General features: G+C 44.1%; 17 protein-coding genes, 21 tRNA genes, 3 rRNA genes and 1 riboswitch. Of the genes, 10 read left to right on the plus strand and 31 right to left on the minus strand.

From position 1 onward, the window contains the following. The first annotated feature begins 37 nt into the window (after positions 1-37). From MHB38_RS14385 to MHB38_RS14400, 4 genes are all read left to right on the plus strand, one after another. Entirely contained in the window at positions 38-1369 is a 1332-nt protein-coding gene (locus tag MHB38_RS14385; RefSeq protein WP_341003784.1) for a cytochrome ubiquinol oxidase subunit I, read from the plus strand. A 22-nt stretch (positions 1370-1391) separates the two neighbouring features. After that, the gene (locus tag MHB38_RS14390) at positions 1392-2438 is read left to right on the plus strand and encodes a cytochrome d ubiquinol oxidase subunit II (RefSeq protein WP_169476099.1); all 1047 of its coding nucleotides are present in this window, start codon (positions 1392-1394) and stop codon (positions 2436-2438) included. Positions 2439-2506: 68 nt separating this feature from the next. After that, positions 2507-2665 carry a DUF1540 domain-containing protein gene (locus tag MHB38_RS14395; RefSeq protein ID WP_008342921.1) on the plus strand — a complete coding sequence of 53 codons (159 nt, stop codon included), beginning with the start codon at positions 2507-2509 and terminating at the stop codon, positions 2663-2665. 25 nt (positions 2666-2690) lie between these two features. Further along, positions 2691-2882 carry a hypothetical protein gene (locus MHB38_RS14400; protein ID WP_008342920.1) on the plus strand — a complete coding sequence of 64 codons (192 nt, stop codon included), beginning with the start codon at positions 2691-2693 and terminating at the stop codon, positions 2880-2882. A 105-nt stretch (positions 2883-2987) separates the two neighbouring features. Here MHB38_RS14400 and menC read toward each other — a convergent pair whose 3' ends face one another. The 6 genes from menC to MHB38_RS14430 form a co-directional block, all read right to left on the minus strand. Beyond that, complete coding sequence (gene menC / locus MHB38_RS14405) at positions 2988-4112, minus strand: o-succinylbenzoate synthase (RefSeq protein WP_341003786.1); 1125 nt, start codon at positions 4110-4112, stop codon at positions 2988-2990. Beyond that, on the minus strand, positions 4099-5559 hold the full coding sequence (locus MHB38_RS14410) for an o-succinylbenzoate--CoA ligase (protein WP_341003788.1): 1461 nt from the start codon (positions 5557-5559) through the stop codon (positions 4099-4101). The genes menC and MHB38_RS14410 overlap by 14 nt, the downstream gene beginning before the upstream one ends. A 70-nt stretch (positions 5560-5629) precedes the next feature. After that, on the minus strand, positions 5630-6448 hold the full coding sequence (gene menB, locus MHB38_RS14415; protein WP_039168312.1) for a 1,4-dihydroxy-2-naphthoyl-CoA synthase: 819 nt from the start codon (positions 6446-6448) through the stop codon (positions 5630-5632). 14 nt (positions 6449-6462) lie between these two features. After that, positions 6463-7293 (minus strand): 2-succinyl-6-hydroxy-2,4-cyclohexadiene-1-carboxylate synthase, encoded by an 831-nt coding sequence (gene menH / locus MHB38_RS14420; protein ID WP_212047014.1) that lies wholly within the window; start codon positions 7291-7293, stop codon positions 6463-6465. Beyond that, positions 7278-9020, minus strand: coding sequence for a 2-succinyl-5-enolpyruvyl-6-hydroxy-3-cyclohexene-1-carboxylic-acid synthase (menD, locus tag MHB38_RS14425; RefSeq protein ID WP_203085309.1), 1743 nt, complete (start codon positions 9018-9020; stop codon positions 7278-7280). Before menD ends, menH begins: the two co-directional genes overlap by 16 nt. Further along, positions 9013-10431 carry an isochorismate synthase gene (locus MHB38_RS14430; protein WP_039168306.1) on the minus strand — a complete coding sequence of 473 codons (1419 nt, stop codon included), beginning with the start codon at positions 10429-10431 and terminating at the stop codon, positions 9013-9015. Before MHB38_RS14430 ends, menD begins: the two co-directional genes overlap by 8 nt. Before the next feature lie 383 nt (positions 10432-10814). On the opposite strand from MHB38_RS14430, the gene MHB38_RS14435 reads away from it, so the two are divergent. From MHB38_RS14435 to MHB38_RS14445, 3 genes are all read left to right on the plus strand, one after another. Further along, complete coding sequence (locus MHB38_RS14435; protein ID WP_202734267.1) at positions 10815-11753, plus strand: 1,4-dihydroxy-2-naphthoate polyprenyltransferase; 939 nt, start codon at positions 10815-10817, stop codon at positions 11751-11753. A 117-nt stretch (positions 11754-11870) separates the two neighbouring features. After that, the gene (locus tag MHB38_RS14440) at positions 11871-12605 is read left to right on the plus strand and encodes a TraR/DksA C4-type zinc finger protein (protein ID WP_060832581.1); all 735 of its coding nucleotides are present in this window, start codon (positions 11871-11873) and stop codon (positions 12603-12605) included. Positions 12606-12692: 87 nt separating this feature from the next. After that, entirely contained in the window at positions 12693-13169 is a 477-nt protein-coding gene (locus MHB38_RS14445) for a TspO/MBR family protein (protein ID WP_041506519.1), read from the plus strand. A 72-nt stretch (positions 13170-13241) separates the two neighbouring features. Here the strand turns inward: MHB38_RS14445 and MHB38_RS14450 are convergent. The 24 genes from MHB38_RS14450 to MHB38_RS14565 all read right to left on the minus strand — a co-directional run bounded on the left by MHB38_RS14450 (position 13242) and on the right by MHB38_RS14565 (position 20573). Further along, positions 13242-13313: transfer RNA gene (locus tag MHB38_RS14450), tRNA-Glu, on the minus strand. Positions 13314-13320: 7 nt separating this feature from the next. Further along, positions 13321-13411: transfer RNA gene (locus MHB38_RS14455), tRNA-Ser, on the minus strand. A gap of 3 nt (positions 13412-13414) precedes the next feature. Continuing rightward, positions 13415-13489: transfer RNA gene (locus MHB38_RS14460), tRNA-Asn, on the minus strand. 6 nt (positions 13490-13495) lie between these two features. Further along, positions 13496-13572 (minus strand) — tRNA-Ile (locus MHB38_RS14465). A gap of 16 nt (positions 13573-13588) precedes the next feature. Further along, positions 13589-13662 (minus strand) — tRNA-Gly (locus MHB38_RS14470). A gap of 11 nt (positions 13663-13673) precedes the next feature. Next, positions 13674-13749: transfer RNA gene (locus MHB38_RS14475), tRNA-His, on the minus strand. A 24-nt stretch (positions 13750-13773) separates the two neighbouring features. Continuing rightward, positions 13774-13846: transfer RNA gene (locus MHB38_RS14480), tRNA-Phe, on the minus strand. A 17-nt stretch (positions 13847-13863) separates the two neighbouring features. Beyond that, a tRNA-Asp gene (locus tag MHB38_RS14485) sits at positions 13864-13940 on the minus strand. A 15-nt stretch (positions 13941-13955) separates the two neighbouring features. Next, a tRNA-Met gene (locus tag MHB38_RS14490) sits at positions 13956-14032 on the minus strand. Between the two features lie 22 nt (positions 14033-14054). Next, a tRNA-Ser gene (locus MHB38_RS14495) sits at positions 14055-14147 on the minus strand. A gap of 7 nt (positions 14148-14154) precedes the next feature. Continuing rightward, positions 14155-14231, minus strand: a tRNA-Ile gene (locus MHB38_RS14500). A 4-nt stretch (positions 14232-14235) separates the two neighbouring features. After that, positions 14236-14309 (minus strand) — tRNA-Met (locus MHB38_RS14505). A 26-nt stretch (positions 14310-14335) separates the two neighbouring features. Continuing rightward, positions 14336-14408: transfer RNA gene (locus MHB38_RS14510), tRNA-Ala, on the minus strand. Between the two features lie 8 nt (positions 14409-14416). Beyond that, positions 14417-14493: transfer RNA gene (locus MHB38_RS14515), tRNA-Pro, on the minus strand. 7 nt (positions 14494-14500) lie between these two features. Beyond that, positions 14501-14577, minus strand: a tRNA-Arg gene (locus tag MHB38_RS14520). A gap of 11 nt (positions 14578-14588) precedes the next feature. Continuing rightward, positions 14589-14674, minus strand: a tRNA-Leu gene (locus MHB38_RS14525). Between the two features lie 12 nt (positions 14675-14686). Further along, positions 14687-14758, minus strand: a tRNA-Gly gene (locus MHB38_RS14530). A gap of 30 nt (positions 14759-14788) precedes the next feature. Further along, positions 14789-14871 (minus strand) — tRNA-Leu (locus tag MHB38_RS14535). A gap of 7 nt (positions 14872-14878) precedes the next feature. After that, positions 14879-14954, minus strand: a tRNA-Lys gene (locus MHB38_RS14540). Between the two features lie 37 nt (positions 14955-14991). Then, a tRNA-Thr gene (locus MHB38_RS14545) sits at positions 14992-15067 on the minus strand. Positions 15068-15100: 33 nt separating this feature from the next. Further along, positions 15101-15176, minus strand: a tRNA-Val gene (locus MHB38_RS14550). A 558-nt stretch (positions 15177-15734) separates the two neighbouring features. After that, positions 15735-15850 (minus strand): 5S ribosomal RNA (rrf, locus tag MHB38_RS14555). Between the two features lie 61 nt (positions 15851-15911). Then, a 23S ribosomal RNA gene (locus MHB38_RS14560) occupies positions 15912-18842 on the minus strand. A gap of 182 nt (positions 18843-19024) precedes the next feature. Then, positions 19025-20573: ribosomal RNA gene (locus tag MHB38_RS14565) — 16S ribosomal RNA — on the minus strand. Together the 16S, 23S and 5S rRNA genes form the textbook arrangement of a ribosomal RNA operon. 438 nt (positions 20574-21011) lie before the next feature. Further along, a riboswitch (TPP riboswitch) is annotated at positions 21012-21114 on the plus strand. Between the two features lie 97 nt (positions 21115-21211). On the opposite strand from MHB38_RS14565, the gene thiT reads away from it, so the two are divergent. Next, the gene (gene thiT / locus MHB38_RS14570) at positions 21212-21787 is read left to right on the plus strand and encodes an energy-coupled thiamine transporter ThiT (RefSeq protein WP_060781330.1); all 576 of its coding nucleotides are present in this window, start codon (positions 21212-21214) and stop codon (positions 21785-21787) included. 240 nt (positions 21788-22027) lie between these two features. Here thiT and MHB38_RS14575 read toward each other — a convergent pair whose 3' ends face one another. Continuing rightward, positions 22028-22582, minus strand: a complete 555-nt coding sequence (locus tag MHB38_RS14575; protein WP_060781331.1) for a GNAT family N-acetyltransferase — start codon at positions 22580-22582, stop codon at positions 22028-22030. A gap of 149 nt (positions 22583-22731) precedes the next feature. Here MHB38_RS14575 and MHB38_RS14580 point away from each other — a divergent pair, with 149 nt between their 5' ends. Continuing rightward, positions 22732-23391 carry a DUF1232 domain-containing protein gene (locus tag MHB38_RS14580; RefSeq protein WP_065460943.1) on the plus strand — a complete coding sequence of 220 codons (660 nt, stop codon included), beginning with the start codon at positions 22732-22734 and terminating at the stop codon, positions 23389-23391. Between the two features lie 14 nt (positions 23392-23405). Beyond that, complete coding sequence (gene rodA, locus MHB38_RS14585) at positions 23406-24560, plus strand: rod shape-determining protein RodA (protein WP_341003791.1); 1155 nt, start codon at positions 23406-23408, stop codon at positions 24558-24560.

Below are 24560 nucleotides of genomic sequence, written 5' to 3' on the forward strand. Positions count from 1 at the left end.
CATCAAAAGAGATGCGATAAGAAAGGCGGAGAAAAAATTGACTGATCTCGTTTTAGCTAGAAGTCTGTTCGGCACAACAATGGGCTTCCATATTATTTATGCCTCGCTTGGCGTAGGCATCCCGCTAATGATTTTGTTAGCTGAACTCATCTTTCAAAAAACGAAGGACCCGCATTATGCCATCATGGCCAAACGATGGACAAAAGCGCAGGCTGTTCTGTTAGGGGTCGCCATTCCAACCGGTACCATTGCTGGTACGCAGCTTGCCCTTCTATGGCCTGGTTTTATGGAGGTCATCGGAAAAGTCATGTCACTGCCATTTCAAATAGAAATTTATGCTTTCTTTATTGAAGCATTATTTATGTCTATTTATGTGTACGCAGCAGATCGTCTATCACCAGTCATGCGCATCATTACCGTTATTTTCGTTGTCATTGGTGCAGCAGCTTCAGCGATTCTCATTACAAACGTACATGCTTTTGAAGGAACACCCGCTGGCTTTCAAATGGTCAATGGAGAAATAACGAATATCGAACCTTGGAAGGCATTTTTCAATCCTAGTTTTGTTGTCACTGCTACACATGTAGTACTGTCTGCTTTTACAACAGGCGCTTTTGTCATTGCTTCTGTCGCTGCATTTAAAATGTTGAAAACAAGAAAAAACGAAAAGCTCTATACCTTTCATCGAAAAGCCCTTTTTCTTGGACTGATTGTTGGTGGACTTTTCTCTTTTCTCACAGCCTTAAACGGTCACGAATCAGCTCAGCTTCTGTATGAATATCAGCCTGAAAAATTAGCGGGTGCTGAAGGTTTATTTGAAACGCAATCACATGCGCCTCTGGCTATTGGCGGTTTTACTGATGCCAATACGCAAGAAATCAAAGGAGCAATCGAAATCCCTTGGGCGCTTAGTTTTCTTGCAGGAAATAGCTTTGATACTGTGGTTAAAGGGTTAAATGATTTTCCTAGAGACGAGTGGCCGCCTTTATTTATTCACACATTATTTAACGGAATGGTCATTATCGGCTCATTGCTCATTTTCTTTGCTGTGTTAGCACTGTTTTACCGCAAAATTTTAAAACGCGACCATTATCCAAAATGGCTGCTTGTCCTTTATTTATTTGGCGGGCCCCTTAGTCTCTTGGCGATTGAATTTGGCTGGATCTTTGCCTGTACAGGCCGTCAGCCATGGGTGATTTATCGAATGCTCAAAACCTCTGAAGTCGTTACATCATCAGGATCTATCGGTACACTTTTCATCCTTTTTGCCATTGTCTATCTCATTTTAGGCATCGCAACTGTGATTGTACTGACGTACTACTTTAAAAAACATTCAATTGAAGAAGACTTACGTTTAACAGAATCTTAAAAAGGGAGCGATCTTGATGCAAATGGATGTAACAACTGATGCACTCATTGCAATCACCATATTATGGGGATTCGTGTTTATCTATGCAGTGATGGCATCAATGGATTTCGGTGCAGGATTTTGGTCAATGATTTACATGAATAAAGAGCAGACAAAGGCCGCAAATATCGCAAATAAGTATCTTTCTCCCACTTGGGAAGTAACAAACGTCTTCATTGTGGCCATCGTCGTTGCCTTGTTTAGCCTGTTTCCAGGTGCAACATTTGTGCTAGGCACTGTTCTATTAATACCCGGCAGCATTATTTTGTTGCTTCTTGCACTGCGAAGCGGATTTCTCGTCTTCTCTCATTCACTGCCTAAAAAATATAGAAAAGCCGTGACATATATTTCAGGAATTAGCGGCTTTATTATTCCGTCCATCCTCATCATGGTTCTCCCCATTACACATGGTGGATTCATCTTTCAGGAGAATAATGTCTACTCATTAGATTTAGGATTGGTCTTTACAAGCGCAAATGTCTATTCTTTCGTAGGTTTTGCGATTTTCAGTACCCTTTTCCTCTCATCTTTGCTTTTAGCTGATTTTTCTAATGTTGCAAACGAAGATGAGGCTTATAACATTTATAGAAGAGGAGCACTGATTACAGGTCCGCTTTCTCTCATGATGGCTTTCTTTATCATGCTCACACTGAGAAGTGAGGCCAATTGGCTGTTCACTAAAATGATGCAGAACATCCCGATCCTGCTTGTTTCTCTACTCATGTTTTTGCTTGCAGGTTTGGCTCTATTTTTACCAAACAGCCGCTTTAAACATCGGAAAGGGAGACCACGTTTAGCGGTTATCGCCATTACAATTCAATATTTCTTAGCAAGCTATGTGTATGGACATGCGCATTTGCCCTATATGGCTTATCCTGATATTACCATTATGTCTGGATTTACAGATCCCGTCACATTTAGGGCATTATTTATTACGTATATTGTAGGGTTTATCATCCTATTCCCTGGGTTCTACTTCTTCTGGAAATTGTTTATGAAAGATAAGCGTTATATTCGTCAGGAAGATTAACATGAATGAACGACCCGTGCTTCGGTTACATTATAGATGAAAGACATACTCAAAAGGAGGTCATCTGTATGAGTCAAAAAATCCTTTGTGAAGTAAACAACTGTTCCTACTGGAATACTGGAAATCGTTGTGGTGCAGATGCAATTTATGTCGTCAGCCATACAGGAAATACGGCTGAGAAAAGTGAAGAAACTGACTGTAAAACGTTTAAACCTCAAGACCTTTAAGTCTCATTAAAGGAGGCGCTTCGCTTTGAAAAACGATCGGCTTGCTCAAACGTTTCTTGAAGAAATTCAGGACGCGGACGAGGCTGCATTTTATCAAGCAGCTCACTCCTTTTTAAATCTTTGGGATTATGAATACGGACATGTTTCCGACATGCCCAATGACATGTATCAGTATATTGGACAGCTTGCTTACGACAGCGGGCTTGTAGAAGAGTAAGAAAGAGCGGATGACCGCTCTTTCTTTTTGTTCAGACAGGAAGGAAAAACTTTCCTCAACTATACAGTGGTTCTATGGATGGTGCAAATGGCGATTCATTTGTTTTCATTTCACAAAATCATGTTTTGTAAACACATCAATTTTATCTGAGAAAGAACGAAGCGCTTGATAATCAACTTCTACGCCCATACCTGGAGAACGAGGCACCTCAATAAACCCATTTTCAACTTTGATTTCAGGAAAAATGATATCCTGCTCCCAATATTTCGACGATGCTGAAATATCCCCAGGAATCGTAAATTGCGGAAGTGATGCAAGTGCCACGTTTTGCGCGCGAGAAATGCCTGTTTCAATCATTCCCCCGCACCATAACGGAATCTGCTGCTCCTTGCAGAACGCATGAATCTTAAGAGCTTCAGTCAGCCCTCCAACTCGTGAAGGCTTCACATTAATAATCTGACAGCTTCCAAGTTCTACAGCTTTTCTCGCATCATCTAAAGAACAAATACTTTCATCCAAACAGATTGGTGTTTTTAAATGCTTTTGCAAATGCCGATGATCGACAATGTCATCTGCAGTTAAAGGCTGTTCAATCATTAATAAACGAATATCGTCGAGCTGCTTCAGTTTGCTAATATCCTTTAATTCATACGCAGAGTTTGCATCCGCCATTAACGGAAGGTGAGGGAAAGACTCTCTTATCTTTTGTAGAAGTCCAATATCTTGTCCAGGCTTAATCTTCACTTTCACACGCTGATAGCCTTGATCAACAAACTGCTCTATTTGCTGAATCATATCATCTATTGGTCCTAACCCCGCAACGACACCAGATGGAATTCTATCTCTAGTACCGCCTAAGACGTCACGTAAGGACTTATTTTCTCGCTTCGCATAAATATCCCACACAGCTGCCTCAATTCCCGCTTTGGCCATTCTATTGCCTTTAAAATGGTACAAGCTGTCTGGTATGTCCGAAGGATGTGTAAAAGATCGGGTCAGCACGTTCGGGATAAAGAAAGCCCTCAGCATGTGATAGCAGGTCTCGATGGTTTCTTCTGTATACCACGGAGAAGAGAAGGCAGATACCTCTCCCCATCCAGTTAATCCTGTTTGATCTTTGACCTCGACAATAATAAACTCACGCTCTGAAATGGTCCCAAGGCTCGTTGTAAACGGCTGTTTGAGTTTCATCGTGACATGATATAAGATAACACGTTCAATTTGAATCATCTAAAAACCCCTTTGATTTGAGTCTGTGCCTCTGCAATTTATTCGACGCATTCCTTGGCAGCTCATCCACAAAGTGAAAAGCGGCGGGCCATTTATACTTGGCTAATTGCGACTGACATAAAGCATAGAGCTCATTCTCCGGAATCTGCTCATGTGTCACAAGGAAGGCAGCAGGTACCTCTCCCCATTTTTTATCATACATACCCGTCACTCCGGCTTCCTTTACATTTGGATGTGTTAAAAGAACTGCTTCAATTTCTGCTGGATAAATATTTTCTCCGCCAGAAATAATTAAGTCTGACCGCCGATCAAGCACAAATAAGAATCCGTCCTCATCTACATAGCCAATATCACCCGTTTTCAGCCAGCCCTGCTCAAATGCAGCAGCTGTTGCCTCTTGACGATGAAGGTAGCCTTTCATGACATTTGCACCTTTTACCATGATTTCACCATGCTCAAAAGGACGACACGGACGGTCCTCATCTTGAATCTTTAATTCACACCCAAAAAGGGGTTTTCCCGCTGATCCAAGCTTTTCCACACTAAATTCTGGCGCAAGTGTCACAATTTGCGAGCAGGTCTCCGTCATACCGTACGATTGAAACACAGGAAATCCTTTCTCCTTACTCTCTTGAAGCATCGCATAAGGCGCAGGGCCTCCGCCTAACAGCAGGCAGCGCAAAGAAGACGGACATTCTTCAAGTCCACTTAATAAACGGGACAGCATGGTTTGAACAACTGACAACATCGTCACTCGATGCTGTTCAATAGCATTCTTGACTTCATCGACATCAAACTTTTGATGAAGCACGACAGTCATACCGTATATGACAGATTTAAATATAGCGGATAAACCGCTTATATGAAAAAGAGGCAAGGCAATGAGCCAGCGGTCGTCCTCCCTGATTCCTAAATTCAATGCCGAGGAAACAGCACTATGAAAATGATTACCAAACGTTTGCTCCACCCCTTTAGGGCGTCCTGTCGTTCCAGATGTATACATAATCGTCGCCGTCTCATTTAAATCAATATCATGTACGACCTTCTTTTCCATATCATGATCTGCATCAGGTAAAGTCTCTATTGTATAAACAGGTAAATCACCATGATGCTCATTTGCATATGCAGACTCTGTTAATAAAGCCATGACTTTCGCATCTTCCAGCTGAAAACGTCTCTCTGCTTTTGTTAACTTATTGTTCAATAACACAATCTTGAAGCCTAATAAAAAACAAGCGTGAACAAGCATGACCATATGAGGATGGTTGTTCATTAAAATCGCAACCGTATCCCCTTTTTTAAAAGAGACACGTGTCAGTCGATTCGCAAGTTGGTCTACATCATTCGCTAAATCACGAAATGTCCACTCTTTGTCTTGATAAATGAGTGCGACCCGGTCTGGCGTTAAATACGCACGGTGCAGCAGCCAATTCGGTTGCTTCATCATGACACCTCCTTTTCATAAAAGAAAACAGCTCAGTCTGATGCACTAAGCTGTTTTCATCCATATCATTGAATCAAGGGAAACGAGGGAACTGACCGAAGTCTGGCTTCCGTTTTTCCTTAAAGGAATCGCGTCCTTCTTTTGCTTCATCTGTTGTGTAATAAAGAAGGGTCGCATCTCCTGCAAATTGCTGAATACCAGCTAATCCATCTGTGTCCGCATTAAATGCAGCTTTCAAGAATCGTAAAGCAGTCGGGCTCTTTTCTAGCATGTCCTCACACCACTTCACTGTTTCTTCTTCCAGCTGCTCTAATGGTACAACTGTGTTGACAAGTCCCATATCAAGCGCTTCTTGTGCATTGTATTGACGGCATAAGTACCAGATTTCTCTTGCTTTCTTATGACCCACAATACGTGCAAGATAGCCAGATCCATAACCAGCATCAAAGCTGCCCACTTTTGGTCCTGTTTGTCCAAAAATCGCATTGTCTGCTGCAATGGTAAGGTCACACACGACATGAAGCACATGCCCGCCGCCAATCGCATAGCCCGCAACCATCGCAATAACTGGTTTTGGAATGACACGAATTAAACGCTGTAAGTCTAGGACGTTTAGACGTGGAATTTGATCGTCTCCTACATAGCCGCCATGCCCGCGTACTTTTTGGTCTCCACCAGAACAGAATGCTTTACCTCCAGCACCTGCAAGGACAATGACACCAACTTCTGAATTATCACGAGCACGTGAGAATGCATCAATTAATTCACTTACGGTCTTTGGTGTAAAAGCATTATGTACGTGCGGACGGTTAATGGTGATTTTTGCAATCCCATTATATGTTTCATATAAAATTTCGTCATACTGACGCTCAGTTTGCCATTCAATAGCCATCAATATTTCCTCCTCTAATCTTGCGATAAAATAAACTCACTTACTATTTTACCAAAAAAATGTGGTTGTTCCACATGAACTGTATGCCCGGCATGCTCTGCTACTGTGAATTGACTGTATTCAAGCGCCTGCTGCATACGTTTGGCGATGTGACAAAACTTTTTATCAAGTGTTCCGCAAATGAGTAAAACAGGCTGTTTTATCTGCTTTAATGCTTGCCACATAGACGGCTGTGAACCGGTTCCTATACCTTCTAAGCTCCGAGCCAGCCCGTTAGGATCGGCTTTTAGCCTTCCCTCTCTCAGTTGCGTTAGCCTGTCCGCTGGCAAGGATTTCTGCGAAGCAAACAGCGGAATGTTCTCCCAAAAATCCACAAACTGCGCTAATCCTTCATGTCTGATCTTTTGAGCTAGCTGATGATCATGATTCAGCCTCTCCATCCGCTCTTTAAAAGAGTTCAGCCCTGGAGATGTACTCTCAAGAATCAGTTTGTTTACACGTTCTGGATAACGGGAGGCAAATGATAAAGCAATACGCCCTCCCATAGAATATCCGAGAATGTTCACTTTGTGAAGCTTTAATTGATCTAAAATCTCAGCAAGATCTGCCAGCTGTTGGGACATTGCATATCTTCTTATACTCTTTGGTGAGTCTGTGCGGCCATGTCCAAGCAAGCTGACCTGAATCAATCTCGTATGTTTTTCTGTATAAGTATTCAAAAAAGCCCAAGAAGCTGCACTCCCTGTAAAGCCATGTAAACATAACGTGGCATTTTCAGCAGATGGATTATAGTCTATCACCTCATACGCCACTCCATCGTGCATTCGTATTATGAGTGAAGGCATTCTTTTTTCACTTCCCTCAATATCTCGTCCATCATTTGGCGATGTTTGCCCACGCGAGAATGCCGGTCAGTTTCAATCTCAATTAAATGAAGCCCTGGTTCTTGGATATGCGCCAAGTACACATCTTTTAACTCTTCTTTCGTTGTTGGCTTCGAATAGGTTCCCCCATATAGCTTTGATGCATACTCAAAATTCAACCCAGTCGGCGTACCAAAGAGCTTTTCATAATACGGTTCATCGGATGCCTGCGGAAGGAAAGAAAAGATTCCTCCACCATCATTGTTTAACAACACAACCGTGAGCGGAATGTCCATTAGCTTAGCTGCAAGAAGACCGTTCATATCATGGTAAAAAGATAAATCGCCGATGACTAAAGTGATGGGTTGTTTCAAGGCTGCATATGTTCCAAGAGCTGTGGACACAACACCATCAATACCATTTGTTCCGCGATTCGCCATCATCCGAAACGGTTTTGACTGCGTTTCAAAAAAGGTATCGACATCTCGAATAGGCATACTATTTCCGATAAAGAGCACACTCTCTTTTGGCAAAAGGTGCTGCAGCTGACGATAGACATTTCCCTCAAATGTCAGGTCCTCATCATTGTATTGATTTACATGCATTCTAAATGAAGAATTGACACTCTGCCAGCGTCGTAAATAAGATGTATCCTGACGCTTTTCCGCTCTCATCAAGACTTCTTCTACAAAAGAGGCTACATGACTTTCAATCATGTATGATGCGCTTAAACCAGGATCTCGATAACCACCCGCAGCATCGACGACAATCTGCTTCACTTCCGCATGCTTTTCTAGCCACTTAAATAATGGCTTAGACACAGGCATCGGTCCAAAACGAATGACCATTTCAGGCAAGAGATGCTGCTGCAATGCCTCATCTTTTAACAAAGAATCGTATGCATCTATGATGTATTCTTCACTTTCATGTCCATTTCGCAAAAGAGAAAGCGGGTCAGCTAAAATAGGCAGATGCAAAGCTTTTGCAAGACGTAACACTGACGCCTGCTCTTCCGGCGAGTGAAGTTCACCAGCAACAATGATTCCTTTTGCCGCTTTGTTCATGATAGACACTAATTCTGACATAACCCGATCATCCGGACGAGCTTGACCTGCTGCTAAAACTTTGTTCGCAACTCCTTCTTCTCTATCAAAAGGATCAATAGACAAGTCAGGTAGCAATGGTTCTCTCAGCGGCACATTCACCTGAACTGGTCCCTTTGGCTCCTGCATAGACACATGACTTGCCCTAGCAGCAGTAGTTTGGACATACCGCAGCATCGTTTGGCTTTCTTCTGGCAAGGCTAAGTCTGTGAACCATTTAACAAACTTACCGAATAAGAATTGCTGATCAATCGCTTGAGGTGCCCCAACCTCCCTCAATTCGTGCGGCCGATCAGCAGTTAAAACAATCAATGGTACCCGAGAATAATGTGCCTCGACAACAGCTGGGTAAAAGTTAGCTGCTGCCGTACCTGATGTACAAATGAGTAGCACTGGTGTTTGGCTCGCTTTCGCAAGACCCAGTGCATAAAAAGCAGCAGACCGTTCATCCACTAACACATGGACATTGATTTCTTGATGAGCAAGAGCGAGCATCGCAAGCGGTGTTGAACGGGAGCCAGGACAAACAACTGCCTCCTTCACACCACTTTGCACAAATTCATCCATTAATCTGCCAATATATCTTGTCATGATTTGATTATTCAATAGGACGACCTCCAAGAGCAGACAGCATTGGTCTTAATTTCACTTGCGTTTCTTCATACTCTTGTTTTGCAAGGGAATCCTCTACAATTCCACATCCAGCAAACAAACGAACTTGGTCTTCCTCAATAAGACCTGATCGAATGGCGACAGCAAATTCTCCATTGTCCTTAGAATCAATCCATCCCACTGGCGCCGCATACCAACCGCGTTTCAACGGTTCGATTTCACGAATCACCTCTACCGCTTTTTCCTTAGGATATCCTCCAAGCGCTGGTGTTGGATGAAGCTGTTCAATTAATGAAAAGAGTGAACAGCTGCTTTTAATTTCTCCCACAATGGGTGTAAATAAATGCTGAATGTTTTTCGTTTTATAAAGACTTGGTTGATTTGGCTTATGCACATGATGGCAGTTTGCTTCAAATGCCTGCTCAATCATATTCACGACAATTTGATGTTCAATCAAATTTTTCTCATCATGAAGCAGTTCCTCACCTAGTGCCTGATCTTCTACTTCATTTTGACCACGTACAATGGAACCTGCCAAACACGATGAAAAGACTTCACCACCGCTTTTTTTCACTAAACGTTCAGGCGTCGCCCCGACAAATGCTTGTCTTCCCTGCTCTATAGCAAATACATAACTCGTTGTTTGATGTTTTAGTAATTCTGCTAATAGTGGAGCGAGTTCTATTTGATTTTTATAGTGAAGCAAGACTTCTCTTGCTAAAACAACCTTTTCATATTCGTTCACACGAATGTGTTCTGTCGCTTCATGGATTGCTTTCATCCATTCCTGGACATCTAACTCTTCCATATGAACAAGCTCAGCTTGTCCATGATTTCTGACAGGCAATGCATCAAAATTAGAAGCTTTCTGTTCTAACTCTTGAATGAGCTGATGAACATTCCCGTCCACCTCGTTCCATTCATTGATCGTTAGAAACGTGCCTTCTTTTGAAACAGTCAGCATCATCGATGGCACAAAAAAATGAGCCTCGCCAAATGCTTCCCAGTGACGCGCCTTCTCTTCATATGGATCAAATGAAAATCCTCCAAATAAAAGCGGACCAACTGCCGCTTGCTTTAACTCCTTCTCATCATGAAAATGGAACATATGCTGTTTCAGCTGCTCCCATTCTTGATGGACGATATTGAATCGTTCTTTGCCTTGCTCTGATGATTTAATCACGGCCGCTCTGCCAAGTCCAGAAAATATCATTTGGCTTTCTGGATCAGACCAAAAAAACCGCTCGCCTAAAAAATCCGCTTCGCCGCTTTGGAAAAAGGCAAGAGGATCCAGATCGTCAACTCTTCTGGAGTAGCTTATCAAAACAGCATGGTTGACGTTATTCGCTTCTTCTAATGTCGCAAGCGCTTCCTGCCGGAAAGTACTTTGCACTGTTGTCACCATGATACATTCCTCCAAAATCCATGAAATAACATATAAAAATAAAACCATCATGTAAAAAAATACATGAACATTCGAGTATGTCGAATGACCTGCTTTTCTATTATAAACCTTAACAGATGAACTTAGTAAAGAAAACAGCTTTTAAAACCTCGAATCCTTATTATATCACGCTTTCAAGATTTTTTCGCTCCCGGTTATTGAAATGAGAACATCCCTTAAAAAATGGTAAGACCTGTTCGAAGATCAAGCTTTCTCTCTAGATGGGAACGATTAGCAAACATCTTTTTCTTGTTTCATCGCATCAATATATTGACACCTTTTTGAACTTTGCTAAACTGGAATTTGGACGTGTACGTATTTTTTTATTTAAAGGAGTATATTCTATGCAGCATCAATCGATATCAGATCAGCTTTCACCAATTAAGCCTGATAAAAACTGGCGGATTTGGTGGAATTTACTACGACCGCATACATTAACAGCGGCATTTATTCCCGTTACTTTAGGAACTGTCCTAGCACTTCCGAGTGGTCAAATACATGTTGGGCTATTTTTAGCTATGCTATTTGCATCGATGTTTATCCAAATTGCAACGAACATGTTTAATGAGTACTTTGATTATGTCCGCGGATTGGACAATGAGAAATCTGTCGGTATCGGCGGAGCGATCGTGAGAAACGGTGTAAAACCAAAAACAGTTTTAGGCCTCGCTTATGCCTTATTCGCGCTTTCTTTATTACTTGGGATCTATATTTGCATGATGTCTAGCTGGTGGATTGCACTCATAGGACTAATTTGTATGGCGGCAGGCTATTTTTATACCGGTGGCCCTGTACCAATTGCTTATACACCATTTGGAGAACTTGTATCAGGTGCTTTTATGGGACTAGGCATCATTTTAATTAGTTTCTATATCCAAACAGGAACATTGACATCAAAAGCTGTGCTCATTTCAATACCCATCTCTATTTTAGTTGGTGCCATCTTACTGTCGAACAATATCCGTGATTTAGACGGTGATAAAGAGAATGGACGAAAGACACTTGCTATCCTAGCTGGACGTAAAGCGGCAGTCAACATCCTACTTTCCATGTTTGTGATCTCATATGTACTCATTTTTGTTTATATCTTTATGGATATCGTGGGTCTTTGGAGTCTTCTTGTCTTACTCAGTGTGCCAAAAGCTTTTACAGCCATTAAAGAATTTAAGCAAAAAGAAAAACCAATTGAATTAATGAATGCCATGAAGTCGACAGCACAAACCAATACGTTTTTTGGTTTCCTGTTAACGATCGCATTGATCTTACAATATTATCTCCCATAACACGAAACGCCTGCAGCCGCAGGCGTTTTTTATTGAAGAATTGCTTCAAATTGGCACAAGTCTTACATAAAAATTTGCTCATACTAACAATATGTTTGATATGAAAGGGTGATCGCTTTGTTGTCTAAAAACGAATTACATCAGTTGAAGCAGCGACTTCTCGATGAAAAACAAGAAATTGAAGCCAAAAGCCATGATGATGAACAGAAAGTATCATTTCCTTATGATTCAGTGGGCGAACTGTCAGCCTATGATAACCACCCTGGCGACCAAGGGACAGAACTATTCGAACGCGGAAAAGACATTGCCTTAAACAGTTTGGAACATGAGCATCTTTCCGATATCAATGAAGCACTCCAAGCAATGGCAGACGGCTCTTATGGTTTGTGTAAAGTGTGTAAAGCCCCTATTCCTAAAGAACGCTTAGAAGCCCTTCCCACCGCCGTCACATGCACAGAGCATTCAAAAGAACAGACCGTTTCACAAAACCGTCCCATTGAAGAGGACTTATTAAGTCCGCCCTCAGGGCAATTTGAAAATGAAGAAAGTGCTGCATATGATGGAGAAGATGCCTACCAAGATGTAGAACGCTATGGAAACTCTGATACCCCATCCGATATGGAATTTCCTCCATTGACATACGATGATGTGTATACACAATCAGAAGATGAAGATTATGTGGAAGACTATGAAGGGTTTGCAGCTGCTGATATTGAAGGAAAAGCAAGCAAGGTCTATCCAAATAAAGCACACGAAGCTTATGAAGAAGCATTAGATGAAGAAGGCGTCATGACAGTGTTTGGTGACTTGAAGCCTTACGAAGAAGATCCTTATACTAAAAAAAATCATTAGTCCCCACATATTGGGGGCTTGATGTTTATATCATGTAATAATTGGGAAATAAGTTGAAGAGTGAATTGATTGGGAGGAGATTTCTGGATGGCTAAAAAAAGTATCATTTGGGCGGTTATCGTCTTCTTTATTACATACGCATTATTTTCTATTGCAGGGTTCCTGTTCCCTATCGACAGAGAATGGTATGACGCACTAAATAAACCTGAATGGACACCTAGTGGTGGTGTCATCGGTGCGGTCTGGGCTGTCTTATTCGCCCTCATTTCGTTATCTGCCGCCATCATTTATGCAAAGTATGGTTTTCAAAAAATCACATTACCATTTTGGATTCTGTTTCTTTTAAATTATGTATTCAATCAAGCCTTTAGCTTTTTTCAATTTACACAAAAAGATCTATTTGCAGCTACGATCGACTGCCTGCTTGTAGCACTGACAGCACTCGCACTTGTCATCGTCTCGCGTAAACTAAGCAAAGTTGTCCCAATTTTATTAATTCCTTATGTTTTATGGGGATTCTTTGCGACATACTTGTCTTATACGATCTATTCCATGAATATGTAAAAAAGACCGCTGTGATGGCGGTCTTTCGTTTTGTGGAAAATAAAAAAGAGGTCTTTATTAGACCTCTAAAAATGACCCGTACGGGATTCGAACCCGTGTTACCGCCGTGAAAGGGCGGTGTCTTAACCGCTTGACCAACGGGCCAGAAAAATGGCGGAGAAGGAGGGATTTGAACCCTCGCGCCGCTTGCGCGACCTACACCCTTAGCAGGGGCGCCTCTTCAGCCACTTGAGTACTTCTCCATTTGGCTCCGCAGGTAGGATTCGAACCTACGACCGATCGGTTAACAGCCGATAGCTCTACCACTGAGCTACTGCGGAAAGTCATGGTGGGCCTGAGTGGACTCGAACCACCGACCTCACGCTTATCAGGCGTGCGCTCTAACCAGCTGAGCTACAGGCCCATGAACGATATGCAAATGGAGCGGGTGATGGGAATCGAACCCACGACATCAGCTTGGAAGGCTGAGGTTTTACCACTAAACTACACCCGCAAAAATATGTATGGGGCGATTGATGGGAATCGAACCCACGAGTGCCAGAGCCACAATCTGGTGCGTTAACCACTTCGCCACAACCGCCATACTGATATTTATTTGTAAAAGTGGCTCGGGACGGAATCGAACCGCCGACACACGGATTTTCAGTCCGTTGCTCTACCAACTGAGCTACCGAGCCATGTATTCATTTGAAAATGGCGGTCCGGACGGGACTCGAACCCGCGACCTCCTGCGTGACAGGCAGGCATTCTAACCAACTGAACTACCGGACCAATAGAGAAAAAATTTGGTTGCGGGGGCAGGATTTGAACCTGCGACCTTCGGGTTATGAGCCCGACGAGCTACCGAACTGCTCCACCCCGCGATGATATCATTTTTTAAAAATATGGCGGAGGAAGAGGGATTCGAACCCCCGCGGGCTTTGACACCCCTGTCGGTTTTCAAGACCGATCCCTTCAGCCGGACTTGGGTATTCCTCCGTATAGATGGTGGACCTTGTAGGACTCGAACCTACGACCGGACGGTTATGAGCCGTCTGCTCTAACCAACTGAGCTAAAGGTCCTTTATAGCGGCGGAGGGGATCGAACCCCCGACCTCACGGGTATGAACCGTACGCTCTAGCCAGCTGAGCTACACCGCCATGATATAAAATAATCTTTTAAAAAGTGGAGCCTAGCGGGATCGAACCGCTGACCTCCTGCGTGCAAGGCAGGCGCTCTCCCAGCTGAGCTAAGGCCCCATAAAAGATGGTCGGGAAGACAGGATTCGAACCTGCGACCCCTTGGTCCCAAACCAAGTGCTCTACCAAGCTGAGCTACTTCCCGATCTTAATGGCGCGCCCGAGAGGAGTCGAACCCCTAACCTTTTGATCCGTAGTCAAACGCTCTATCCAATTGAGCTACGGGCGCTTATTTTATAATGCCGAGGGCCGGACTTGAACCGGCACGGTAGTCACCTACCGCAGGATTTTAAGTCCTGTGTGTCTGCCAATTCCACCACCCCGGCGTGGATGGTATAAGCGGAAGACGGGATTCGAACCCGCGACCCCCACCTTGGCAAGGTGGTGTTCTACCACTGAACTACTTCCGCATTACAGGATTTCTTTATGTTGTTTGGCAATGCGGGTGAAGGGACTTGAACCCCCACGTCATAAAGACACTAGATCCTAAGTCTAGCGCGTCTGCCAATTCCGCCACACCCGCATGAAAATGGTGAGCCATGAAGGACTCGAACCTTCGACCCTCTGATTAAAAGTCAGATGCTCTACCAACTGAGCTAATGGCTCGCTTTTAAAGCGACTTGTCTATCTTACCATATGAAAGTGGTGCCGGCAAGAGGACTTGAACCCCCAACCTACTGATTACAAGTCAGTTGCTCTACCAGTTGAGCTACACCGGCTTTATCTATCCTAACATTATGTAAGAATAAATATGGTGGAGGATGACGGGCTCGAACCGCCGACCCTCTGCTTGTAAGGCAGATGCTCTCCCAGCTGAGCTAATCCTCCACTATGTAGGAATCTCTCGATCCGACAAAGATTATTATATACAGGTTTCACTCATTTGTAAAGGCTATATTAAAAAAATTTTATTTCATTTTTCATGACGTATTTCTTTTAACAGATGATGTTGATGTTACCAGTCAAAACAGCTTCAATTCAACGATTAACAGCTGTATTTCTCTTCTCTATATTCTCTTTAAAAACGAGTAAATCCTTTAAAAATATCAGCAGCCTTTCAATTTTTATACTTTAATGATATAGATATTTCTTTATTTCAACTGTTAAACGCAATGAATGTTTTGAATTCAATAAAATAGCCTGATACAACTCCATTTATATGAATGAATTTGTATCAGGCATCTATACACCTGCTATTCTTTCTCTCTATTACTTTTCTCCATACTTAAAAGTGAACATGCTTCACAGACTTTCACGTTGATTTAGAGCATCTCCACGCTTATAGTGAATTAAAACAACCTGATTTATACCACATATGTATCAAGGTGATCTTCTTTCAAACAGCACAAAAAAGACCAGTTCCGATTGGAACTGATCCTTTGATAAGCTTGGCGGCGTCCTACTCTCACAGGGGGAAACCCCCAACTACCATCGGCGCTGAAGAGCTTAACTTCCGTGTTCGGTATGGGAACGGGTGTGACCTCTTCGCTATCGCCACCAAACCTGATGGAGAGAATGTTCTCTCAAAACTAGATAACAATGTTCATTTTTCACATTAGAATATAGGTTAAGTCCTCGATCTATTAGTATCTGTCAGCTCCACGTGTCACCACGCTTCCACCTCAGACCTATCAACCTGATCATCTTTCAGGGATCTTACTTCCTTGCGGAATGGGAAATCTCATCTTGAGGGGGGCTTCATGCTTAGATGCTTTCAGCACTTATCCCGTCCGCACATAGCTACCCAGCGATGCCCTTGGCAGAACAACTGGTACACCAGCGGTGCGTCCATCCCGGTCCTCTCGTACTAAGGACAGCTCCTCTCAAATTTCCTGCGCCCGCGACGGATAGGGACCGAACTGTCTCACGACGTTCTGAACCCAGCTCGCGTACCGCTTTAATGGGCGAACAGCCCAACCCTTGGGACCGACTACAGCCCCAGGATGCGATGAGCCGACATCGAGGTGCCAAACCTCCCCGTCGATGTGGACTCTTGGGGGAGATAAGCCTGTTATCCCCGGGGTAGCTTTTATCCGTTGAGCGATGGCCCTTCCATGCGGAACCACCGGATCACTAAGCCCGACTTTCGTCCCTGCTCGACTTGTAGGTCTCGCAGTCAAGCTCCCTTGTGCCTTTACACTCTGCGAATGATTTCCAACCATTCTGAGGGAACCTTTGGGCGCCTCCGTTACATTTTAGGAGGCGACCGCCCCAGTCAAACTGCCCACCTGACACTGTCTCCCTGCCCGATAAGGGCAGCGGGTTAGAAGGTCAATACAGCCAGGGTAGTATCCCACCGATGCCTCCACCGAAGCTAGCGCTCCGGTTTCCAAGGCTCCTACCTATCCTGTACAAGCTGTACCAACATTCAATATCAGGCTGCAGTAAAGCTCCACGGGGTCTTTCCGTCCTGTCGCGGGTAACCTGCATCTTCACAGGTACTATAATTTCACCGAGTCTCTCGTTGAGACAGTGCCCAGATCGTTGCGCCTTTCGTGCGGGTCGGAACTTACCCGACAAGGAATTTCGCTACCTTAGGACCGTTATAGTTACGGCCGCCGTTTACTGGGGCTTCAATTCGCACCTTCGCTTACGCTAAGCGCTCCTCTTAACCTTCCAGCACCGGGCAGGCGTCAGCCCCTATACTTCGCCTTACGGCTTCGCAGAGACCTGTGTTTTTGCTAAACAGTCGCCTGGGCCTATTCACTGCGGCTTCTCGGGGCTTTAACACCCTAAGAAGCACCCCTTCTCCCGAAGTTACGGGGTCATTTTGCCGAGTTCCTTAACGAGAGTTCTCTCGATCACCTTAGGATTCTCTCCTCGCCTACCTGTGTCGGTTTGCGGTACGGGCACCTCTCACCTCGCTAGAGGCTTTTCTTGGCAGTGTGGAATCAGGAACTTCGCTACTAAATTTCGCTCGCCATCACAGCTCAGCCTTCACGGGAAACGGATTTGCCTATTTCCCAGCCTAACTGCTTGGACGCGGATATCCAATACCGCGCTTACCCTATCCTCCTGCGTCCCCCCATTGCTCAAATGGTGAGGAGGTGGTACAGGAATATCAACCTGTTGTCCATCGCCTACGCCTTTCGGCCTCGGCTTAGGTCCCGACTAACCCTGAGCGGACGAGCCTTCCTCAGGAAACCTTAGGCATTCGGTGGACGGGATTCTCACCCGTCTTTCGCTACTCATACCGGCATTCTCACTTCTAAGCGCTCCACCAGTCCTTCCGGTCTGACTTCACTGCACTTAGAACGCTCTCCTACCACTGTTCGTAAGAACAGTCCGCAGCTTCGGTGATACGTTTAGCCCCGGTACATTTTCGGCGCAGAGTCACTCGACCAGTGAGCTATTACGCACTCTTTAAATGGTGGCTGCTTCTAAGCCAACATCCTGGTTGTCTAAGCAACTCCACATCCTTTTCCACTTAACGTATACTTTGGGACCTTAGCTGGCGGTCTGGGCTGTTTCCCTTTCGACTACGGATCTTATCACTCGCAGTCTGACTCCCAAGGATAAGTCATCGGCATTCGGAGTTTGACTGAATTCGGTAACCCGGTAGGGGCCCCTAGTCCAATCAGTGCTCTACCTCCGAGACTCTTACCTTGAGGCTAGCCCTAAAGCTATTTCGGAGAGAACCAGCTATCTCCAGGTTCGATTGGCATTTCACCCCTACCCACACCTCATCCCCGCACTTTTCAACGTGCGTGGGTTCGGGCCTCCATTCAGTGTTACCTGAACTTCACCCTGGACATGGGTAGATCACCTGGTTTCGGGTCTACGACCACGTACTCATGCGCCCTATTCAGACTCGCTTTCGCTGCGGCTCCGCATCTTCTGCTTAACCTTGCACGGGATCGTAACTCGCCGGTTCATTCTACAAAAGGCACGCCATCACCCGTTAACGGGCTCTGACTACTTGTAGGCACACGGTTTCAGGATCTATTTCACTCCCCTTCCGGGGTGCTTTTCACCTTTCCCTCACGGTACTGGTTCACTATCGGTCACTAGGGAGTATTTAGCCTTGGGAGATGGTCCTCCCGGATTCCGACGGAATTTCACGTGTTCCGCCGTACTCAGGATCCACTCTGGAGAGAACAACATTTCAGTTACAGGGCTGTTACCTTCTTTGGCGGGCCTTTCCAGACCTCTTCGCTTATATCGTTCCTTTGTAACTCCGTATAGAGTGTCCTACAACCCCAAGAGGCAAGCCTCTTGGTTTGGGCTGTTCCCGTTTCGCTCGCCGCTACTCAGGGAATCGCATTTGCTTTCTCTTCCTCCGGGTACTTAGATGTTTCAGTTCCCCGGGTATGCCTTCTCATACTCTATGTATTCAAGTATGGATACTACTCCATTACGAGCAGTGGGTTTCCCCATTCGGAAATCTCCGGATCAAAGCTTGCTTACAGCTCCCCGAAGCATATCGGTGTTCGTCCCGTCCTTCATCGGCTCCTAGTGCCAAGGCATCCACCGTGCGCCCTTTCTAACTTAACCATTTCTTACTTTAGAAAGAATCACTATGTGTGATGAACTTTGCATTGCATTCAATGTGAATGTATTACTTATTGTTATCTAGTTTTCAAAGAACAATCCTGTCTCGCTAGAGACATGTTTGAAGGAATGATCCTTCAAAACTAAACAAGACGAAAAACGTACGCTGCTCCATATATCCTTAGAAAGGAGGTGATCCAGCCGCACCTTCCGATACGGCTACCTTGTTACGACTTCACCCCAATCATCTGCCCCACCTTCGGCGGCTGGCTCCATAAAGGTTACCTCACCGACTTCGGGTGTTGCAAACTCTCGTGGTGTGACGGGCGGTGTGTACAAGGCCCGGGAACGTATTCACCGCGGCATGCTGATCCGCGATTACTAGCGATTCCAGCTTCACGCAGTCGAGTTGCAGACTGCGATCCGAACTGAGAACAGATTTGTGGGATTGGCTAAACCTTGCGGTCTCGCAGCCCTTTGTTCTGTCCATTGTAGCACGTGTGTAGCCCAGGTCATAAGGGGCATGATGATTTGACGTCATCCCCACCTTCCTCCGGTTTGTCACCGGCAGTCACCTTAGAGTGCCCAACTGAATGCTGGCAACTAAGATCAAGGGTTGCGCTCGTTGCGGGACTTAACCCAACATCTCACGACACGAGCTGACGACAACCATGCACCACCTGTCACTCTGTCCCCGAAGGGAAAGCCCTATCTCTAGGGTTGTCAGAGGATGTCAAGACCTGGTAAGGTTCTTCGCGTTGCTTCGAATTAAACCACATGCTCCACCGCTTGTGCGGGCCCCCGTCAATTCCTTTGAGTTTCAGTCTTGCGACCGTACTCCCCAGGCGGAGTGCTTAATGCGTTAGCTGCAGCACTAAGGGGCGGAAACCCCCTAACACTTAGCACTCATCGTTTACGGCGTGGACTACCAGGGTATCTAATCCTGTTCGCTCCCCACGCTTTCGCTCCTCAGCGTCAGTTACAGACCAGAGAGTCGCCTTCGCCACTGGTGTTCCTCCACATCTCTACGCATTTCACCGCTACACGTGGAATTCCACTCTCCTCTTCTGCACTCAAGTTTCCCAGTTTCCAATGACCCTCCCCGGTTGAGCCGGGGGCTTTCACATCAGACTTAAGAAACCGCCTGCGAGCCCTTTACGCCCAATAATTCCGGACAACGCTTGCCACCTACGTATTACCGCGGCTGCTGGCACGTAGTTAGCCGTGGCTTTCTGGTTAGGTACCGTCAAGGTGCAAGCAGTTACTCTTGCACTTGTTCTTCCCTAACAACAGAGCTTTACGATCCGAAAACCTTCATCACTCACGCGGCGTTGCTCCGTCAGACTTTCGTCCATTGCGGAAGATTCCCTACTGCTGCCTCCCGTAGGAGTCTGGGCCGTGTCTCAGTCCCAGTGTGGCCGATCACCCTCTCAGGTCGGCTACGCATCGTCGCCTTGGTGAGCCGTTACCTCACCAACTAGCTAATGCGCCGCGGGTCCATCTGTAAGTGACAGCCGAAACCGTCTTTCATCCTTGAACCATGCGGTTCAAGGAACTATCCGGTATTAGCTCCGGTTTCCCGGAGTTATCCCAGTCTTACAGGCAGGTTACCCACGTGTTACTCACCCGTCCGCCGCTAACATCCGGGAGCAAGCTCCCTTCTGTCCGCTCGACTTGCATGTATTAGGCACGCCGCCAGCGTTCGTCCTGAGCCAGGATCAAACTCTCCGAGGTATGCAGGATGCATATCACACATGCGTTGCTACACGATGTAGCGAACTTAGCATGTGATCATTTCCTGCCTCGTCAGCGTTTGACTGACTACCTATGATGTATCATAGGATTTTTTTATAAAAACTCGAATTAACAGGTACGTTTTGTCTTGTTTAGTTTTCAAAGATCATCTTCGTTATCGCTCAGAAGCGACTTTATTAATATAACATTCTATCAAAATGAAGTCAACAACTTTTTTCTCGAATGTTATTTCTCAACCGCGCTGTTTCAGCGGCGAATACAAATATAACACCTTTTAAAAGAAGAAACAAGTATTTTTTCTAAATAATTTATTTTTCCTTATCTCTTTCTATATATTCGTACAAAAAGGGCTTCTCTCAGTAATTCACTATTGTTGATCCTGTAGGTCTTTAGTATATTTATAATAGATTGAAATTAAATAACCGCAGGGGGAGCTTCGTGCTGAGAGTGAACAATTCGTTGTTCTGACCCTTTGAACCTGTCAGTTAATACTGAAGTAGGAATGTGGAATCACTTGCATACATGCATTGTATTCAAGCCGATATGTTTTTCTATGAATCACATACTCATCCTGACATGGTCTCTCCTTGCACAATTCGTGAAAAGGGGATTTTTTTATGCAGCAATCAAATCAATTAGTACGACTGATGGAGATCGCCATCATGACTTCTCTTGCACTTGTTTTAGATTATTTATCAGGTCTCTTTTTAAGAATGCCAAACGGCGGGTCAATTGCACTGATCATGATTCCTGTCATCCTCATGTCCATTAGATGGGGCGTGTCTGCTGGATTTATCATCGGTGTGTTAATCGCAGGACTGCAGCTGATGAACAATCCTATTATTGCTACACCTGTACAAGGATTTCTCGATTACTTTGTCGCATCTGTTGTGATTTGTTTAAGCGGGCTATTCTCAGGATCAATTAAAAAAGCCATTCAGGATAAAAAGCGAAAGAAACAATTCTTCTATATTATCCTAGCTGTATTTGTCGCCAGTTTTTTCAGGCTGCTGACGTTCTTTATTTCAGGCGTAGTTTTCTTTTCTCAATATGCACCAAAAGGAACACCAGGATGGGTGTATTCATTAGTTTATAACAGCACATATATGGTTCCTTCATTTATCATTTGTAGTATTGTTCTTTGTTTACTCATCCCTAGTGCGTCTCGTTTGGTTTTCCCTCAACAAAAATAACCCAGCTGCTTCAGCGGGTTATTTTTTTATGCATAATTTGCTGCTCTATTGAATCTATTAATAGTAGAAGATTTCATGCTGGAGGTACGACAATGAATCCTTACTCCATTATGCTGTGCTGTTACATCCTCAGTCTCGCCTACTTTTTGGCAAGTTTCTATGAGGCATTAAAAATAGCAGGTGTGAAAGGGAAAGTAGAGGCTTCTCCTTTTATATCTTATATTTTACTCGCCACCCTTTTTACTTTTTTCTCTCATTATTATTGGAAGCTGACGATATAATTTGTTGAACATGATCACTTAGTACAGACAGTTCCCATCCATACCCTATTTCCTCATGTTTCTCACCAGCCATCTCGAACTGGCTGGTGACGGCAAAACTGGGTTGAAGCTTTTGATAAAATTGCTTTGCTGAATTTTGCTCAAATACCCAGAGCAGCATATTCTGATAGCCTTTCTCTATTAAATAATCCACACCTTTTGCAATCAAAGCCATACCCGCTCCTGATTTCTGTTTTCTCTGCAACAAATAGATGGCATAAAGCTCACCATCATATATTGAATATCTCTCATCACGCTGTTTTCCGAAGGAAGCAAAACCAAATACTCCGTCAGCATCCTCTGCGACAAACGTGCCTTCAAGCGACCTGCTTCTCCAGCTCTCTTCCCGCTCCTCTACATTCAAAGCATCTAAATACTCTTGTGAAATAATGCCGTGATAAGTCGTTTGCCAGCTCTTCACATGAATTTCGGCAATTTTAGGAATATCATTATGTACTGCATGTCTAACCTTCATCTGTACACCCCTTTTAGCCATTTCTTACTCTATGTTTCATATGATAAGTTGCTATTTTATAAAATGCAATCCTTAATGGATATTCGTTGACATTTTGTCAACACCCCTATATATTGGGTACGACTTCTTCTATTAAAGAGTTGAACTTTATGAAAAGGGTGAAGAAAGAGATGGAATTTAAAACAACTGAGCTTCGGCAGTTTTTAAAAGAACAACTGCAAATACGTTCTCTTTCATTAAGAGAACTGAGTACACAAACAGAAATTGATAAAGCCACACTGTCTAGAATCATGAACGGAAAAAGAAAACCGACTTTGAACCATTTACAGCGGCTATCAGATGCTCTACACATTTCTTTAGATCATCTATTGGCCACGGCTGGATTTTCAATTAAAAACGAAAGAATTCACGGTGATACGTTCATTCAAGCGGTAGGAGAGATTGAGCGAACGCTGAAAGATCATGATGTCTATGACGGAACGTTCAGCGAGAATGAATTGAAACAGAAGTTAAATGAATATGAGACCTATAGTCAATCAGACGAGGGAAAAGAAACGATCTCAGCAAAGTTTGAAAAAAAGATAGACACGATAAGCGGTGTTGGGCCATTTCTTGATCAATTGAAAAGCATGTACAGCTCGTTCATGAGCGCACGGGGTACTTCTCGAGAATTGATGTTGATGGGAGGCGCATTACTTTACTTCATTATGCCCGTTGATTTAATACCAGATTATATTTTTCCGATCGGCTATATTGATGACGCTGCAGCGGTGCAGGTCGTATTAAACCAGCTGACAAATAGGTCATAGCAGGTGACGGAGACATGAAAAAACAGAACAGCATTGACTTCGCATTATTATTCACTGTCATTTGCTTCTTTGTGATCAGCCTGCTGGCTGTGTATAGCGGATCGGGACAGTATGAAACGCAAGATATGTTTTATTTCGTCAAAAGACAAGTTCTCTGGTATATCGTCGGTTTTGGCCTTATGGCGGCAGTTGCTTACTTTGATTATGAACTGCTTGAGCGTTTATCTTTTCGATTATTTGCAGGTGGTCTTTTCCTCATCATTCTCGTTCATTTTTTTGGCACGAATCAAAATGGCTCCCAAAGATGGATCAGCTTTGGGCCCATGAAAGTGCAACCATCAGAATTTATGAAAATTTTTGTCATTCTTCTGTTAGCGACTATTTTAAATCGATACAAACATCAGCGCTTTGCGTTTAAAGAAAGCATGATTCCCACAATGAAAATCATATGCTGGACCGCTGTTCCTTTTTTCCTGATTTTAATTCAGCCAGATTTGGGAACTGCACTTGTGATCTTGTCTATAGCTTTTACACTGATGCTTGTGTCAGGAATTTCAAGTAAGATGATCGCTGCATTAATCGCTTCTTTTCTCGGGCTTCTTGCATTTTTGACCTACTTGCACAATGAACATTTTGAGCACTTTACAAAAGTGATTAAACCTCATCAGCTTGATCGCATTTATGGGTGGCTTTCCCCAGATGAATTTGATTCGACATATGGGTATCAACTGAAACAAGCAATGCTTGGCATTGGGTCAGGACAATTATCAGGAAGCGGTTATACAAATGGAAATCAAGTACAAGGGGGAAATATCCCTGAAGCCCATACAGATTTTATATTTGCAGTTATTGGTGAGGAGTTTGGTTTTATCGGCGCCTCCCTATTGATCTGTTTATATCTTATGATGGTCTATCGAATGATTCATGTGGCTATGCATGCGAATACCCTTTATGGGCTGTATATATGTGCTGGGGTGGTTGGGCTGATCGTCTTTCAAGTCTTCCAAAACGTAGGGATGACAGTAGGGCTAATGCCTGTGACTGGCCTTGCCCTTCCTTTTATCAGCTATGGGGGCAGTGCGCTTTTAACCAATATGATCGCCATTGGCCTTGTGTTTAGTGTCAATCTGAGGTCCTCATCCTACATGTTTGGACGTAACTGGGATTGA

The organism is Bacillus sp. FSL K6-3176, assembly GCF_038003325.1.
Taxonomy (GTDB): Bacteria; Bacillota; Bacilli; order Bacillales; family Bacillaceae; genus Bacillus; species Bacillus altitudinis.

Coding starts and splice junctions, on each gene's coding strand:
- MHB38_RS14390 (WP_169476099.1), top strand. CDS start 1,392: ATGGATGTAACAACTGATGCACTCATTGCAATCACCATATTATGGGGA.
- MHB38_RS14395 (WP_008342921.1), top strand. CDS start 2,507: ATGAGTCAAAAAATCCTTTGTGAAGTAAACAACTGTTCCTACTGGAAT.
- menC (WP_341003786.1), bottom strand. CDS start 4,112: ATGATTCAAATTGAACGTGTTATCTTATATCATGTCACGATGAAACTC.
- MHB38_RS14410 (WP_341003788.1), bottom strand. CDS start 5,559: ATGATGAAGCAACCGAATTGGCTGCTGCACCGTGCGTATTTAACGCCA.
- menB (WP_039168312.1), bottom strand. CDS start 6,448: ATGGCTATTGAATGGCAAACTGAGCGTCAGTATGACGAAATTTTATAT.
- menH (WP_212047014.1), bottom strand. CDS start 7,293: ATGCCTTCACTCATAATACGAATGCACGATGGAGTGGCGTATGAGGTG.
- MHB38_RS14430 (WP_039168306.1), bottom strand. CDS start 10,431: ATGGTGACAACAGTGCAAAGTACTTTCCGGCAGGAAGCGCTTGCGACA.
- MHB38_RS14435 (WP_202734267.1), top strand. CDS start 10,815: ATGCAGCATCAATCGATATCAGATCAGCTTTCACCAATTAAGCCTGAT.
- MHB38_RS14445 (WP_041506519.1), top strand. CDS start 12,693: ATGGCTAAAAAAAGTATCATTTGGGCGGTTATCGTCTTCTTTATTACA.
- thiT (WP_060781330.1), top strand. CDS start 21,212: ATGCAGCAATCAAATCAATTAGTACGACTGATGGAGATCGCCATCATG.
- MHB38_RS14575 (WP_060781331.1), bottom strand. CDS start 22,582: ATGAAGGTTAGACATGCAGTACATAATGATATTCCTAAAATTGCCGAA.
- MHB38_RS14580 (WP_065460943.1), top strand. CDS start 22,732: ATGAAAAGGGTGAAGAAAGAGATGGAATTTAAAACAACTGAGCTTCGG.
- rodA (WP_341003791.1), top strand. CDS start 23,406: ATGAAAAAACAGAACAGCATTGACTTCGCATTATTATTCACTGTCATT.